Source organism: Haladaptatus sp. AB643 (assembly GCF_024136975.1).
Taxonomy (GTDB): Archaea; Halobacteriota; Halobacteria; order Halobacteriales; family Haladaptataceae; genus Haladaptatus.
Genome location: NZ_JAMYJW010000013.1, coordinates 132,558 through 147,417 on the forward strand (window position 1 = coordinate 132,558; position 14,860 = coordinate 147,417).

Here is a 14,860-nt window from a genome sequence, read left to right on the forward strand (position 1 = left end):
TCATCCGGTTCCGTAACCGCGGAACCACCACTTCGGTTTCATGGACCACACAGTCGTTCACGGTGGGTAGCATCGGTGTGAACGGCTCATACAAACAATGTCAGTAACACACATCCTCTCTAATCGTACCGACTCGTTCGGGTTGGGACGGTTGGCGCTCGACGAACAGATCGCCGCTGGGGTCGGCCTCTGTTCGGTCGTTGCGTTCGCTATCGTTTTCCTGATAGAGCCTTCACTCGCCGTCTTTCCCGTCATCAGCTTCCTGCTGGTGACGCTGTACGGCTGGGTTCGAAATCAGGCCGTAACGGCGCGTGCGCTCACCTTCCTCGCCACCGTCTCGACCATCGTCGTCCTCGGACTCATCACCCTGTTCTTGGTGTTCAAGTCCACGACGGCGTTTCGAATCATGGGTCTCGACATCGTGACCAAGACGGACGGCACCCTCTGGTCGTCCTCCGACCGCGTCTTCGCACTCGCCCCGATGATCTGGGGGACGTTCGTCACGACCCTCATCGCGACGTGTATCGCCGGACCGCTCGGCATCGCGGGCGCGGTCTTCATCGCGGAGATGGCTCCCGGATGGGTCCGGGACATCGTCAAGCCGGGCGTCGAGATGCTCGCCGGAATCCCGTCCATCGTCTACGGGTTCATCGGGTTCAACATCGTCAATTCGGCGATGATGGACTACCTCGGACTCACCACCTTGGGAAGCCTGTTCGCCGTCGGCCTCGTCATCGGCATAATGGCGCTCCCGACGGTGGTTTCGGTCGCCGAGGACGCGATCACCGCCGTCCCCAATGCGATGCCCGACGGCGCGCTCGCGCTCGGCGTCACGGATTGGCAGACAATCAAGAGCGTCATCCTCCCCGCCAGCGTATCGGGGATTTCGGCCGCCATCATCCTCGGCGTCGGCCGCGCCATCGGCGAGACGATGGCCGCGACGGTCATGCTCGGGCACAACGCGATGTTCCCGAAACCCCTGTACAACGTCTTCGGCAACACCGAGACGCTGACGACGCTTATCGTGAGCCAGTACGGAAACGCCATCGCCGACAAGCCGTACCTCAGCGCGCTGTTCGCGGCCGGCGTCGTGCTGTACATCACCGTCCTCGCGTTGAGCATCGCTTCGCTCCTCATCGAGCGCCGCATGGAAAGTAGGCTCGGGGGGTCGCTATGAGCGACGCCTACGAGGGCGACGTACATCGAAGTCTGGACACCGATTGGTGGCGAACGGTTACCATCGCCATCGTCGGCATCGCGTTCCTCTCGATGATCTTTGCGGCCGCGAACGTCTTCAGTTGGATAACCGCGACCGACGTGTTCGGTTCGGTCCACCTGTACACACTGTACGGCATCGCCCTCGTCCTGACGGGGGTCGGGGTGGTGTTCGTCGGCATCGCTTCCGCGACCGACGTCGTCGAGACGCGTGCGAGCGACAAGACGGGAGTGCTTCCCGGGACGCTCGCCGCGGCCTTCGCGCTCGCCATAATCGGACTGGTCGTCTCCCAGACGCTCGGGATCAGTTCCACGCTCGGATGGGCCGTTCCCGCACTGCTCGCGGGCGTGCTCGTCTTCTTCGGCGTCACGTTTGCACCGGACGACCTCGGTTCCACGCTCCCGTGGGGGCTGTTCGCCGCGTTCGTCGGCGTGCTCTTTCTCACCGGCGTCATCTCGCCGGAGTGGACGTGGAAACTGACGACGTTCGACCTCGGGATAAAAGGGATAATCGCGATACCGAGCCTCGCTTTCATCGCCAGTTTGTTGACGGCGTGGTCGGCCGCGAAAGCCACTGAAGGATTCGGCGTGCGGGGCCAGCAGACGGGTGCGTACTTCCTCGTCGGAACGAACGCGTTCTTCATGCTCGGATTGCTCGCCATGCTCGTCCTCTTCGTCACCGAGAAGGGAGCGGGACGGGCGATGAAGGGATTCCACATCGGGCCGGGGCTCTCGATACACTGGCCGTTCGTGATGAACGGGAGCGGTCTCGGTGTGATGATTCCGGGCGTCAAGCCCGCCATCGTGGGAACGTTCTGGCTGGTCCTCGGGGCCATCCTGGTTTCGGTCCCGCTCGGCGTCGGTGCGGCGGTGTTCCTCACCGAGTACGCCGAACGCGGATCGTTCACTTCCATCGTGGATATCGTGACCAACGGCCTCTGGAGCACGCCGAGCATCGTCTACGGCCTGTTCGGCTACGCGTTCCTCCTGCCGCGTCTCGGCGGCCGACCGAGCGTGCTCGCGGGACAACTCGTGCTCGGCTTCATGCTCCTGCCGCTCGTTCTCATCACGAGTCGTGAGGCCATCCAGTCCGTTCCGGACGCCTACCGTGACGGGAGCGTCGCACTCGGGGTGACGCGGTGGCAGACCATCAGGAGCGTCGTCCTTCCGGCGGCGGTTCCGGGAATCATCACCGGAATCATCCTCGGCGTCGGCCGAATCGCCGGTGAAACCGCCCCGCTCATCCTCGTCACCGCGGGCGGCCTGAACGACCGGGGCATTCAGGTGCTCGACAGCTTCAAGTTCACGACATCGCCGCCGTTCGTGACGAACGATGCGCTGTTGCACTCTTCGAGCGCCCTGCCGTATCAGATATACGCGGTCATCGAGGCCGGCGTCAGCGGCAGTGAGGAGTTCGGGTGGGCGACCGCCTTCCTGCTCCTCGTCGTCATCATCTGCTTCTACGTTGTCGGCATCGCGACGCGACTGTACTTCCAGCGGAAACTGAACCAATGAGCAAGACAACTACGACTCGGGTAGACGGTGAATCGGCGGAGGAAACGAAATCGGAGTGGACGGACCACACGTTCGCGGGCGAAACGGCCATCTCGGTCGAGGACCTCGACGTGTTCTACGACGACGATCAGGCGCTCCAATCGGTTTCGATGGACATTCCGAAACGGAGCGTCACCGCACTCATCGGACCCTCCGGATGTGGGAAATCGACCTTCCTGCGGTGCCTCAACCGCATGAACGACAGAATCAGGGCGGCACGCGTCGATGGATCCGTGGAATTCGAGGGAGCGGATATCTACGACGACAACGCGGATATCGTCCAGCTCCGACGGAAGGTCGGAATGGTGTTCCAAAGTCCGAACCCGTTCCCGAAATCGATTCGGGACAACATCACCTACGGGCCGCGCAAGCACGGCGACATCGACACCGGCCTGCTCGCGTCGCTGCTCGGCCGAGACGACAAGGACGAGGCGCGCGAACTCGTCGAACGCTCGTTGCAACGGGCCGCCCTCTGGGACGAGGTGGAAGACAGATTGGACGACAGCGCGCTGGGACTCTCCGGCGGCCAGCAACAACGGCTCTGCATCGCCCGTTGTCTCGCGGTGGACCCCGAAGTGATCCTGATGGACGAACCGGCGAGCGCGCTCGACCCCATCGCCACCTCGAAGATCGAGGACCTCATCGAGTCGCTGGCCGACGAGTACACGGTCATCGTCGTTACCCATAGCATGCAACAGGCGGCCCGCATCTCCGACCAGACCGCCGTGTTCCTCACCGGCGGCGAACTCGTCGAATACGACAAGACGGACAAGATCTTCGAGAACCCGGCAAGCCAGCGCGTCGAAGACTACGTGACTGGCAAGTTCGGATGACGGTGGAACTGGCGGACAACACGAGGACGGTGCAGGCGACGGGGAGTTCCTCGTACACCATCTCGCTGCCGAAGAAGTGGGTGGACGAGCACGGCATCGACGCCGGGATGGAACTCTCGTTCTACCCGGCACACGGCGGGGAACTCGTCATCAAACCAGACCGGGATTCCTCGGAAAACTCCAGCGAGGCCGAGCGTCCCCGCGTCGATATCACCGAACTCCCACCGACCGACGTTCGACAGGTCGTGACCGCCCTGTACGCCACCGGCAGTGAGGCGTTCGTCCTCGTCTCCGAGAATGGACTCGGTTCGGAACAGCGCCGAGCGGCGTCGAAGGCGGCATCGGGAAAGACCGGACTGGAGGTGAGCCGCGAGTCGGAGACGGAACTCTCGCTCAGGATGGTCATCGACACCGCCGCCGTCTCCCTCGAACGGACCGTCCTCCAACTCCAGTATGCCACGCTCTCGATACAGCGTGACGTCGTCAGCGCCCTTGTGGACGGACATCTCGATAACATCGACCAGATCGATCGGTGGCACGACGACGCGTCACGACGGTTCGAAGTTCTCGACGGTCAGTTCCGGCGTGCGCTCGGCGATATACGGGAACTCGACCGACTCGGGCAGTCCCGACGTGCCACGTTCGACCGATACACGACGGCCCGGGAGTTGCTTCCCGTCGGAGAGGGGTTCCAGCGCGTGGCCGACCTGCTTTACGACCGAAGCGACATCGAGCGGGTCGCCTGGGGCGACGAACTCGACGACTGCGCTCGGCGGGCGCGTTCGCTCACGGAGGAAGCGGTCGATGCCGTACTGACGGCCGAACGACCGCCGTACGACACCGTCCGGGACGCTCGAACGCTCTCCGAGGACGTCGCGGAACTCCATCGCCGAGCGGACGAGGAGACGGATAGCTCCTACGTCTGGACGCTCGCACTGGTCGGTCTCGAACGCTCGGCGACGAGCGCGAGCGAGATCGCCGAGCGGGCGGTGCAGGCGTCGCTTCGATAACGACTATTTGATGTTTTTCGCCAGTTTCACCGTACCGGCTCAAGTAGATAAAATGTCTGAAATCTGATATATAGATCGACGAGGGCCGCGAGGTCAACGTCTACACCTTCGATACGTGGTATCAGGCCGAGCAACTCGCGGAGGCGGGCGTGGACGGGGTTATCGTCAACTACCCGAACCTGCTCCGAGAATAGTCGCTACGGAAAGCGAAAGAACGTCTTTTCGAACGGTTCCCACGGAACTCCTCGCTCGAATCGTGTGAAAAAGCTCGCTCGTGGTGTTACATTTCGACGGTCGTCCCACAGTCGGGACATTCGAGGTACATCCCGTCGTCGCCCATCCCGAACGCGAGAACGTCGCTCTCACACTCCGGACAGGGCTGTGCGACGCGCACTTCGGTCGAGTCGCGTGGCGCGCCGAGCGCGAGCGCGACCACGTCGTCGTCCGATTCGTTGCGTCCCTGCTGGTACTCACCGGCCGGGAACCGAATCGCTTCCCCGGCACCGACCTCGGCGATTTCGCTTTCAGCGTCCGGTTCGGGTTTGGTCTCGAACGTCGCAGTCCCCGAGACGATGTAGAATATCTCCTCCTGGTCGAGGTGCGTGTGCAGTCCGCCCGAGAAGGCCTCGCCCGGTTCGAGGGCGTAGTGGTTGATGGACATATCCTCCGTCTCCAGCGGGTCCGAGAGTCCGCGACGGTCGGCGTCTCCCATACTTCCGGATTCCACGTCGTCGATGTCGATTCGCTGCATACGATTCGATACGGTGCTCGTGGACTATAGGTTTGTTCGTCCTTCCCATCGCGGTTGTTCGAACGGAGCGCATCCCTCGGGTTCACTCATCGCTCCTGTGAACGAAACACCACAGCACTTTCTCTCCCCCCGCCGTACTCCCCCCGATGTACGACAACATCCTCGTCCCGACCGACGGGAGCGAATCGGCCATGGAAGCGACGGACAACGCCATCGAGTTGGCCAAGGCGTTCGACGCGACGATTCACGCGGTGTACGTCGTGGACATCGGCGCGATGTGGGCCGACGCGTACGAGGGCAACGTCCTGCACGACCTCGAATCGCGCGGGAGGAAAGCGGTCGGACGGGTGCGCGAACGGGCGGAAGACGCGGGCGTCGATATTACCGACGAAGTGGTCACGGGCGGGAGCCCCTATCGCGTGATATTGGACTACGTCGACGAGAACGATATCGACTGCATCGTGATGGGAACCCACGGACGGCGCGGCCTCGAACACTACCTGCTCGGAAGCGTCGCCGAGCGCGTCGTTCGGTTGGCCGACGTGCCGGTGATGACCGTCCACGGCTCCGACGAGTAGGGTTTTTCGAGCCGAAGTCCGGAAACCGACACGACGATTGATGGTTATTCCCCGCCTACGTACACGTCATGGCGGTTCCGTTGGTCGTCGCTGTCTTCATCGCGCTGGGAATCGGCCTCCTCATCGGCATCGAACGGGAGTGGAGCGACCCCGGAACCCCCTTTGCCGGGAGCAGAACGCTCCCGCTCATCGCCGGATTCGGCGCGCTCGTGCAGGCGTTCTTTCCGAACCTCCTGCCGATTGCGGTCGTCCTCGTCGGTGGGTTGGTCGTCGTCGCCTACGTCAGCAAGGTGGCGACGACGGGCGACATCGGGATGACGACGGCGGTTGCGACGATGTTGACCTTCGTTTACGGCGCGATGGCGACCCACTCGGACACGGGGCTTCGGTTGGCCGTCGTCCTCGGGACGGTGACGATGGCCCTGCTGGCCGAGAAGCGGGCGATCCACGAATTCGCGGACCGCCTCGACGAGGCCGAGATGCGCGCGAGTCTGAAGTTCCTCATCGTGGCGCTCGTCGTCTTTCCCCTGCTACCATCCGAGCGGATCGCGGCGTTGGGTGGGCTGGATTTCCGATTCGTCTGGTTGATGGTCGTCTTCGTCAGCGGCATCAGCCTCTCCGGGTACGTGCTGGCGAAACTCGTCGGTAGCGAGGTCGGCTTCGAAGTGACGGGTGCGCTCGGCGGGTTGGTCTCGTCCACGGCGACGGCCGTCTCGATGGCCGAGAACGCGCGCCGTGACGATTCGCTCACGGGACTCTGTGGCATCGCCACGGTCATCGCCTCGCTCGCGATGTTCGTCCGGATTCTGTTGGAGGTGCTCGTCGTCAATCCGGCGCTGTTCGTCCCCGTCGTCGTGCCGATCACCGGGATGACCGTCGTCGGCGTGGTCGTCGCGGCCGTCGAATATCGCGGTATCCGTGGGGACGCTCCGTTGGCCGCGGACATCGAGAACCTGTTTCGGCTCTGGCCCGCGCTCCTGTTCGGCGTCTTCTTCGCGCTCGTACTCGTCGCCTCCGCGGCGCTCAGTGCCGAGTTCGGGGCGGTCGGCGTCTATTCGATCGCCATCGTCTCCGGTCTGGTCGATATCAACGCCATCACGATTTCGTTGAGCAACCTCTCGCGGAGCGGTGACATCTCGACGGCGACGGCGACGGGCGGAATCGTCCTCGCGGCGAGCGTCAACACTGCCGTCAAAATCGCCGTCGTGTGGCTGTTCGGAACGCGAGCGCTGGGGAGAACGGTCGTCGTCGTTCTCGGCGTCGTCGCCGCCGTGGGTATCGGGTTCGTCGTGCTGTGAGTAGGTGCCGAGCGACCCGGACAGTTACCGGCTACCGTCCCGCAAAACGGGCGTTATGAACCGGTTCGGACGATCGTTTCTCCGTTTCGTTTCGACTGTCGAATCGTCGTGCTCGGCGGGAGTTCGCGGATCGTCGGCAGTATCGGAGTTCTCGTGGAGTGTTTCCGCAGTCTCGAACGTCTCCATCGTTTCCCGGAGGTTTTTCGCCCGACGTTCGAGGTCGGCGACGCTCTCCTCGACCGCGGAGAGGGCACCCGTCTGTTCCTCCGCGGCGGCCGCGACCGTCTGTGCCTCCGCGCTCGTCACCTCACTGATGGTGGCGACGTCGTTCACCTTCTCGACGACTTCCCCCGTGGATTCGGCCTGTTTCTCCGTCGTGTCGTGTATCTCCTGCACCTTCTCGTTGGTTTCGTCTACGTACGACGAAACGGACGCGTGGTTCTCCACCGTCGTCCGATTCCACGACGACCCCAGCGACGTCATCGTTTTTCCGGTGACGTTCGACGACGTGCTCGACAGGACGTTGCCCGACCGTACGTCGATGTAGTGCACCGCGGTGATGGTATCGTCCATCGACCCGTGCTCGGACAGCATGAAGGAATCTATCTGCTCGACGTTTCCGTTCTGGAACTGTTTGGCCTTCGAGAGCGTTCGCGTCTGTCTCCGAAGGCCCGCGACCCAACCGTTCAACCCGTCCGCTTGGAGTTCGGCCGTCGAACTGAGTTGATCCCGCACTTGGGAGTCCATCCGATCCTTCGTTTTGGCGTAGCTGAACGCACCGACACTGCTCGTTACGAGCATGACGAACAGCACGCCGACGAAGAACTTCCGCGCGTGGCGTCTTCGAATACTGGTCGGTAACAGTCGTGAGATATCGATGCGACGCCACCAGCGGTCGGAATCTCTCATTGGACGATTTACGTACCCCAGATTACTTAAAATATCATAATATATAGATAACATAGTTGGAACAATGATGAGATACGTGCTGGTTTTCTAAAATCGGATTCGTTTGAGAACGAATCGACGTCCAGAATACTCCCCACATCGATCCGTTCCCCGTACGTACAGAGCCACTTTTTTGCCCCACTACTCACGGAATCCGAGTTCCACCCCGGATCGAAGACGATGTTCTAAAATTCTTCCTGTATTTCGAAACGTTTCCAATTCTTGTCGGATTTCTCGCTGTCACCGAATTCTTTTATATAATATTCATGAATAACTATAATGTATATCTACCATCTTTATTATTTGTGATGAACGACAAAAATATCGATCAGGGACCGGAAGAGAACTCCAACGACTATTTCCGTCTGAACCGACGGCGGGCGATTCAACTCGCCGGTCTCGGGGTTGGGAGCATGGCGGTTCCGGGACTCGGTTCGTCATCGGTGCGTGCGGCGGACGGGGAGTGTGCCGAAGGACCGTTCGAGCGGACCTACTCCGGGGGGTCGGTGAACTTCGGGAAGATCGCCTCCCATCCACAGCGGAGTGTGAAGACGGAAGACACGGGTGCGGGGTCTCCTGTGAACGGGGCGGAAATCGAGGCGTCACGGGCACACGGACACCGTGGACGCCATCGTCACGACCAGGAGGACGGTCACTGGCACCGACATCACGGCGACGAGGACGAACTGTCGATTTCCACCGAGTACGACGGCGTGAATGCCGAAGGGACGACCGGCGGCGTCCCGTCCGATTCGCAGATCGCGGCCGGATACGGAAAGGTCATCCACGCGCTCAACACGCAGGTCGCCGTGTTCGACAAACGATCCGGACACGAGGAGCTATCAGTTCAGTTAAACGATATCTTCGCGCCGGTTATCGACGAACCGGAAGGGGGCTACGTGTACGGCGAACCGTTCGTCTTCGACCCACGGGCGCGCTACGACCGGCGGGAAAACCGGTTCGTCGTCGCCGCGACACAGTACGAACCCGGCATCACCGAGGACGGGGAAATCATCACTCGGGAAGAACAGGAGGAACGAGCGGGCGGTGAACCGGGAGAAGGCGGGGACGATGGAGAAGACGTTGGCGAAGAGGACGACGAGGCGGAAACCGAAGCGGAAGCAATGGAGCGCCCACCACAGGGGTGGTGGCTGGTCGCCGTCTCCCGGAACGCGAACCCGAACGGGAAGTGGAACGTCTACCGGATACCGCCGATAGACAACGAGGGACTCGTCGATTATCCCACGCTCGGTTTGGACAGGGACGCGATCTACCTCGCGCAGAACTTCTTTGCCGACGAGGTGTCGGTGACGATGGTCACGCTCGACAAGGAGGCGCTGTACCACGGGCGCGATGTGACGGGGTATCACTTCACCGACTTGGACAACCCGAACGTCGACGGTGACGACTTCACCGTTCAACCGGCGCTCCAGCCGTTCTCTGGGGGCCAGTACGGAACGTTCTACCTCATCGACTCCATCTTCCCCGACCCGACGGCGAGCGCGCTCACGCTCTGGGAGTTGACGAGTCCGCTCGAGAACCCGAAACTGGAGTGTCACACCGTCCCGGTCGAACCGTTTTCCTATCCGCCGACGGCCCGACAACCGGACTCGGACAAGCGCATCGACACGCTCGGGACGCGCCAGATGAACCTCGATTACAACGACGGGTCGCTGTGGACGGCCCACACCATCGCCTACGACTGGACCGGCGACGGCGAACCGGTCGCCGCCGTCAAGTGGTACGAAGTGGACACGCGTTCGAAGGAAGTCGTCCAGAGCGGCGTGTACGGCGAGGCGGGAACGTCGTACTTCATCCCGACCGTCCAGTCCGACGGCGACTCGACCATCATCACGCACAACGTGAGCGGACCCGACACGTATCCGAGCATGGCGGTCGCAGGCCGGACCGAGGAGTACACCCTGAACAAACTGGAGGACTCCATCGTCGTCGAGGAGGGAAAATCACGGTACGACTATGGCGAGGGAGGGGAGGTCATGCGCTGGGGAGACTACAACGGAATCTCCGTGGACCCGCGTACCGGCACGTACTGGACCGTGAGCCAGTACTCGCCGGACATCGACATCGACCCGGACGCGGAGGAACGTGACCCGTATCACACCCGAATCGCGGAGTTGTCGTTCGACGGCCGTTGGCACCACGGTCGCGGCCACGGTCACCACGGCTGGAAGTAAGACCGACCGCTGACGAAACCGTCGTCAGCCAACCGAACTCATTTCTCAGTCGCCGATTCGTTCGTTTCTTCGGTGTGATCGGTGTCGAAGAAGACGGCGTACAGACACGCCCAAACGTCCGCTCGCTTCGTTTTGTTTTGAACTTTCATCGGTAGTCCCCCGTCTCTCCTTCGAGACGAATTGTTTAGGTTGGCCTAAAACGTGCGACATGATAAATATTTGGGAGCGATCGGTCGTCAACGTCTCCACGACGATGATTGCCCGTTCCGATCGCGAACTGATCCGAACGATTCCCCGAACCGATTCGAAGTACGAAACGGAATCGAGTTCGCCCTCGAATTCGGGACCCTATCTGTTTAGGATAAACGTTTAATCCGGTATATTCCTCCTATATATATGGGGAAAGAATGGCGGGCGCGACTGGACAAAACGAAATCTGAAGAAAGCAGCGACGACTGCCCCCGCCAATACCGGACGCCGCTCGCGGTGGTGTGTCCGCCACATCGACGTTGGAAGCAAGGGACGCCGACCCGAGTCGAGCGATATCGACGTCCGCGGACACACCAACACAGACCAGAAGGGGATTTCCGGCAGACAGGACGAAATCGTCAGCGTACGGGCGATAAACGACGGTGTCGTGTCACCATCGAATCGGAAACCGGCCGCTCGTACGCGTTCTACGACCGAAGTGAGTCGATATCGACAACCCGGGCAACAGTAGATGGATATCGACGTTCGAGCGGTCACCTTTTTCGAACCGCGAAACCACAAGAGACAGGCCCGTCCACGAGTAACTATCGCGGAACGATACGTCCATGGAACGAAGGGACTCGGATGATCAGTTCGGTTTCGACGAGAACGTCAACTACATGGGACGAGCGCTCAGGGCGCTCGTCCCGCAGCGGGTCGCCCGGCGGAGCATTTCGGTCTCGGTTTCGACGCCGGACGAGAGTTACGAAATCGGTGACGAGATACCCATCACCGTAACGTTCGACAACCGAAGCCCGTTTCCCGTCGTCGTGGAGACCCCACAGCAGCGACTCTGGGGATGGGAAGTGAACGGGGAACTCGAAGCCAGCGACGAAACCTACTACGTTCGAAACCGACCGAACGCCTTCTACTTCCGCGCTCGGGAGAAAAAGCGGGCCAGCGTGACGTGGGACGGGTGGTTCCAACGTGAAAACGAACCCACCCGCCGGGTCGCCGCCGACCCCGGTGAATACACCGTCGCGGCATATCTCGCCACCGAAAACGAACGACCGAGGGGCGAAACGACCATCACGCTTCGGTAGCTCACTCGTCGTCGTTTTGCCGCCACCAAAACGCCCCGAGACCCGCACCCACACAACCGACGGCACCGACCGGGCCGTACCTGTCGAGGAGGCTTTCGTCGCCGGACGATTTGGTCGAATCCGCAACCACGGTTCGTGTTCCCGTCGGTGTCGCCGTTTCGTTGCTCGTGGCGGTTTCAGTGGCCGTGGTTCCATTCGTCGTGGTAGTCGTGGTGGTCGCGGTTTCGGGACCGAACCCGGCGTCCGCGAGCGCCTGCCGAAGGGTCACGATTTCGATACCCCGCCGTTTCGCCGCTCGAATCATCCGGCGGATTTTCTCCGGCGTGACCTCCTCCCGCTGGGTATGTGCCCCGAAAACACCGAGCGCGTTCGTCTCCGCGATGGTGTCGAGTTCCCCGCTGATGGTCTCCCAATCGGTGTACTCGATGAAGTAATCGCGTCGGATTCCGTACGGATCGACCTTCCCGCGAGGGTTGATACCGTCCGAATCGACTGCGTTCGCAACGCCGGTGTAGAACTCCTCGGTAAACCGCTCCGCGTAACCGGAGAACTGATCGAAGGGAGCGAGAAGGTTGTCCACCTCGAAACCGTACGATTCGAGCGTCCGTTTCGAGTCGTGAAGGAGATACCGCATCGTTTTCGGCGTCAATCGCTCCCGAGCGGTGTCGGCGTCGAAGGTCGTTCCGACGGGTTCGTCGAGCACCATGTATCGGTCGTCGTCGTCGTTTCGCCCCGATCCGACGATTTTCCGTGTCACCGACTTGTTCCCGTCGTAAATCTCGACTTCGTACCCGTGGTGGAAGGGATGAGAGGCGTGAGGTCCCTTCGGGTATGCCCGGGTATCATCCGGTTCGATGTCCGCTGCGAGTGGAAAGGACGTGAGTGACGTGTGCTCCCTGGTGTGCGACATGATCTCGAACCCGAACGACTCCATTTCCGATAACTCGTCCGCGGTCGCCGCCCTGCTCATGCTCTCCGACCCATCGGTCCCGACCCATTTGGAGACGATTCCGATGGAGGCCGGAACACCCTCCTCTTTGTGCACCGGGAACGCTTTCGTGTAATCGGTTACCGGTCCATCGTCGTAGACGAGCACGATTCGAGCGTCAGTAGTCGGTTTCGCGCTAACCGTTCCGGTTACGACTCGACTTGCAATCGCTGTCGCCGTCGCTGACGTGATGAACTCTCGGCGTGACACTGCCATTGGATAATTCTGCGACGATGTTCGTAAGTATAAGTATCCAGCACCTGTTGTGTCTTAGGAAGCCGTTACTTAATGGATGTAGCTACGGTTCGATGATCCCGAACCCCGTGGACGGGACAGTATACGATACTGACGTCGAAATACGGTCGAAATCATATCAGAGATACTAACGACGATGTTTGAAACGATGGCTCGATAGGAGCGGTGTGAAAAAGTTCGATGAGTCCCTTCGAAGGACTTTACTGTTGAATGTCGTCGATGACGTCGTCTCGATGCCGATGACACGCTGCCTCGTGGAGCGACGTTCCGTGTTGGGTCGGCACCTCGTAGTCGGGAATTTGTTTCGCACAGACGCTCGTTTCGGCGAACGACTCGTTCAATAGTTCCGTCGCACCGTCCCAATCCCCGGCCACGATTCGGCCGATGGCGTCGTCCACGATGCTCCCCGCCTCACCCTGCGGGGTCGTTCCATCGAAGAAACGGTCCACGAGGTCCGACTCCGTCGTCGGTTCGAACGACCGGCGCTGGACTTCCCGGAGGAATCGACGCGTGTCGTCCCACTCTTCGCGTGAGAAGTCGTACTCCTTCGGCGCGATGAGTTTCGGACAGCGGGTCCGGAACCGACAGCCACTCGGCGGGTCGATGGGTGACGGCACGTCGCCCTCCAACACGCCTCGCGTCTCGGCAACGCGCGGGTCGGGCACGGGAATGGATTCGAGCAGCGCCTGCGTGTACGGATGCTGTGGGTTCTCGAACAACTCCTCCTTGTCCGCCAACTCGACCAACTGGCCGAGATACATCACCGCGACCCGATCCGAGATGTGCCGAATGACCGAGAGGTCGTGGGCGATGAACAGGTACGTCAATCCGAACTCCTTCTGCAGCGAGCGCATCGTGTTGAGCACTTGAGCCTGAATCGAGACGTCGAGCGCCGTCACGGGTTCGTCACAGACGATGAAGTCAGGGTTTACGCTCAGCGCCCGCGCCAGATTCACCCGCTGGCGCTGGCCCCCCGAGAAGGCGTGCGGGTGGCGGTTGTAGTGCTGCGGGTCCAACCCGACCTTCTCCAACAGTTCACGGGCTCGCTGCTCCCGTCCGTCGGCGTCGTACAGCCCGTGGGCCTTCATCGGTTCCTCCACGATTGGACCGATTTTCATCCGTGGATCCAGCGAGGACTGCGGGTCCTGGAAGATCATCTGTACGTCCCTGCGCTGGGCGCGCAGGTCCTCACCGCCCAGTGTGGTCAGGTTCTCACCCTTGAAGTACACCGTCCCGTCCGTCGGCTCTACGAGGCGGAGGATGGCCCGTGCGAGCGTGCTTTTGCCACAGCCCGATTCGCCGACCAAGCCGAGCGTCTCGCCCTTTCGAATCGAGAAGGAGACGTCCTCGACGGCGCGAACCGGCTTTTGCTCGCCGAACAGGCCGGAAAGGAAGCCGCCGCTGTCGGAGAAGTGTTTCGTGAGACCGTCCACTTCGAGGATGGTCTCGCCCGCTCTCGTGTCCTCGTCGGCCAGTTCCCCCGTCGACATGGTGTCACTCATCTCAGTCGTCCCCCTGTGCATCCGTCACGATGTCGTCCGTGATGCCCGTCGTGGCTCGAATCTCGATGGGGTCGCTGAACTCGTAGCCCACGTCGAACGCGTCGTGTTTCACGCAGGCCGCCTTGTGCGAGCGTTCGCCCGCCTCCGCGAGTTCCTTGCACTCCGGATGGACTTGGGTGCAGACCTCGCGGGCGTCCGGACAGCGCGTGTGGAACCGACAGCCTCGGGGCGGGTCGATGGCTTCCGGCATGACGCCCCGAATCGGCGTCAACTCGTCGACGGTCTGGTCGGGACGGGGCATCGAGTCCAACAGCGCCCGCGTGTAGGGATGTTTGGTGTCGTAGAACAGGTCGTCCACGGTGGCCTGCTCGACGATTTCGCCCAGGTACATCACGTTCACGCGGTCGCACAGTTCGGCGACGACACCCATGTCGTGGGTGA

14 protein-coding genes are annotated in these 14,860 nt (G+C 61.5%); 9 read left to right on the plus strand and 5 right to left on the minus strand.

Annotated elements, in window-relative coordinates; genetic code table 11:
• The first annotated feature begins 97 nt into the window (after positions 1 to 97).
• The 5 genes from pstC to NKF25_RS20995 all read left to right on the plus strand — a co-directional run bounded on the left by pstC (position 98) and on the right by NKF25_RS20995 (position 4,806).
• The gene (gene pstC / locus NKF25_RS20975) at positions 98 to 1,177 is read left to right on the plus strand and encodes a phosphate ABC transporter permease subunit PstC (RefSeq protein WP_253228589.1); all 1,080 of its coding nucleotides are present in this window, start codon (positions 98 to 100) and stop codon (positions 1,175 to 1,177) included.
• Positions 1,174 to 2,730, plus strand: a complete 1,557-nt coding sequence (pstA, locus tag NKF25_RS20980; RefSeq protein ID WP_253228590.1) for a phosphate ABC transporter permease PstA — start codon at positions 1,174 to 1,176, stop codon at positions 2,728 to 2,730. Before pstC ends, pstA begins: the two co-directional genes overlap by 4 nt.
• Positions 2,727 to 3,602: a phosphate ABC transporter ATP-binding protein PstB gene (gene pstB, locus NKF25_RS20985; protein WP_253228591.1), complete on the plus strand. Its 876-nt coding sequence runs from the start codon at positions 2,727 to 2,729 to the stop codon at positions 3,600 to 3,602. Before pstA ends, pstB begins: the two co-directional genes overlap by 4 nt.
• Positions 3,599 to 4,612, plus strand: coding sequence for an AbrB/MazE/SpoVT family DNA-binding domain-containing protein (locus NKF25_RS20990; protein WP_253228592.1), 1,014 nt, complete (start codon positions 3,599 to 3,601; stop codon positions 4,610 to 4,612). The genes pstB and NKF25_RS20990 overlap by 4 nt, the downstream gene beginning before the upstream one ends.
• A gap of 74 nt (positions 4,613 to 4,686) precedes the next feature.
• On the plus strand, positions 4,687 to 4,806 hold the full coding sequence (locus NKF25_RS20995; protein ID WP_253228601.1) for a glycerophosphodiester phosphodiesterase family protein: 120 nt from the start codon (positions 4,687 to 4,689) through the stop codon (positions 4,804 to 4,806).
• An 86-nt stretch (positions 4,807 to 4,892) separates the two neighbouring features.
• Here NKF25_RS20995 and NKF25_RS21000 read toward each other — a convergent pair whose 3' ends face one another.
• On the minus strand, positions 4,893 to 5,363 hold the full coding sequence (locus NKF25_RS21000) for a cupin domain-containing protein (protein WP_253228593.1): 471 nt from the start codon (positions 5,361 to 5,363) through the stop codon (positions 4,893 to 4,895).
• 146 nt (positions 5,364 to 5,509) lie between these two features.
• Here NKF25_RS21000 and NKF25_RS21005 point away from each other — a divergent pair, with 146 nt between their 5' ends.
• Together NKF25_RS21005 and NKF25_RS21010 are read left to right on the plus strand one after the other, a co-directional pair.
• The gene (locus NKF25_RS21005; RefSeq protein ID WP_253228594.1) at positions 5,510 to 5,941 is read left to right on the plus strand and encodes a universal stress protein; all 432 of its coding nucleotides are present in this window, start codon (positions 5,510 to 5,512) and stop codon (positions 5,939 to 5,941) included.
• Between the two features lie 68 nt (positions 5,942 to 6,009).
• Positions 6,010 to 7,239 carry an MgtC/SapB family protein gene (locus tag NKF25_RS21010; RefSeq protein WP_253228595.1) on the plus strand — a complete coding sequence of 410 codons (1,230 nt, stop codon included), beginning with the start codon at positions 6,010 to 6,012 and terminating at the stop codon, positions 7,237 to 7,239.
• 24 nt (positions 7,240 to 7,263) lie between these two features.
• Here the strand turns inward: NKF25_RS21010 and NKF25_RS21015 are convergent, their stop codons facing one another.
• Positions 7,264 to 8,148, minus strand: coding sequence for a hypothetical protein (locus NKF25_RS21015; RefSeq protein ID WP_253228596.1), 885 nt, complete (start codon positions 8,146 to 8,148; stop codon positions 7,264 to 7,266).
• Between the two features lie 347 nt (positions 8,149 to 8,495).
• Between NKF25_RS21015 and NKF25_RS21020 the strand changes: the two genes are divergently transcribed.
• Positions 8,496 to 10,382, plus strand: a complete 1,887-nt coding sequence (locus NKF25_RS21020) for a hypothetical protein (protein WP_253228597.1) — start codon at positions 8,496 to 8,498, stop codon at positions 10,380 to 10,382.
• An 815-nt stretch (positions 10,383 to 11,197) separates the two neighbouring features.
• On the plus strand, positions 11,198 to 11,674 hold the full coding sequence (locus NKF25_RS21025; protein WP_253228598.1) for an arrestin family protein: 477 nt from the start codon (positions 11,198 to 11,200) through the stop codon (positions 11,672 to 11,674).
• Between the two features lies 1 nt (position 11,675).
• Here the strand turns inward: NKF25_RS21025 and NKF25_RS21030 are convergent, their stop codons facing one another.
• From NKF25_RS21030 to NKF25_RS21040, 3 genes are all read right to left on the minus strand, one after another.
• Positions 11,676 to 12,878, minus strand: a complete 1,203-nt coding sequence (locus NKF25_RS21030; RefSeq protein WP_253228599.1) for a polysaccharide deacetylase family protein — start codon at positions 12,876 to 12,878, stop codon at positions 11,676 to 11,678.
• 239 nt (positions 12,879 to 13,117) lie between these two features.
• Positions 13,118 to 14,419: an oligopeptide/dipeptide ABC transporter ATP-binding protein gene (locus tag NKF25_RS21035; protein ID WP_303647145.1), complete on the minus strand. Its 1,302-nt coding sequence runs from the start codon at positions 14,417 to 14,419 to the stop codon at positions 13,118 to 13,120.
• Position 14,420: 1 nt separating this feature from the next.
• A partial coding sequence (locus NKF25_RS21040; RefSeq protein WP_342766343.1) for an oligopeptide/dipeptide ABC transporter ATP-binding protein occupies positions 14,421 to 14,860 on the minus strand: 440 nt, incomplete at its 5' end.

Excerpts from the sequence above, each read along its gene's own strand:
- pstC (WP_253228589.1), top strand. The coding sequence starts at position 98 with ATGTCAGTAACACACATCCTCTCTAATCGTACCGACTCGTTCGGGTTG.
- pstA (WP_253228590.1), top strand. The coding sequence starts at position 1,174 with ATGAGCGACGCCTACGAGGGCGACGTACATCGAAGTCTGGACACCGAT.
- pstB (WP_253228591.1), top strand. The coding sequence starts at position 2,727 with ATGAGCAAGACAACTACGACTCGGGTAGACGGTGAATCGGCGGAGGAA.
- NKF25_RS20990 (WP_253228592.1), top strand. The coding sequence starts at position 3,599 with ATGACGGTGGAACTGGCGGACAACACGAGGACGGTGCAGGCGACGGGG.
- NKF25_RS21000 (WP_253228593.1), bottom strand. The coding sequence starts at position 5,363 with ATGCAGCGAATCGACATCGACGACGTGGAATCCGGAAGTATGGGAGAC.
- NKF25_RS21005 (WP_253228594.1), top strand. The coding sequence starts at position 5,510 with ATGTACGACAACATCCTCGTCCCGACCGACGGGAGCGAATCGGCCATG.
- NKF25_RS21010 (WP_253228595.1), top strand. The coding sequence starts at position 6,010 with ATGGCGGTTCCGTTGGTCGTCGCTGTCTTCATCGCGCTGGGAATCGGC.
- NKF25_RS21015 (WP_253228596.1), bottom strand. The coding sequence starts at position 8,148 with ATGAGAGATTCCGACCGCTGGTGGCGTCGCATCGATATCTCACGACTG.
- NKF25_RS21020 (WP_253228597.1), top strand. The coding sequence starts at position 8,496 with ATGAACGACAAAAATATCGATCAGGGACCGGAAGAGAACTCCAACGAC.
- NKF25_RS21025 (WP_253228598.1), top strand. The coding sequence starts at position 11,198 with ATGGAACGAAGGGACTCGGATGATCAGTTCGGTTTCGACGAGAACGTC.
- NKF25_RS21030 (WP_253228599.1), bottom strand. The coding sequence starts at position 12,878 with ATGGCAGTGTCACGCCGAGAGTTCATCACGTCAGCGACGGCGACAGCG.
- NKF25_RS21035 (WP_303647145.1), bottom strand. The coding sequence starts at position 14,419 with ATGAGTGACACCATGTCGACGGGGGAACTGGCCGACGAGGACACGAGA.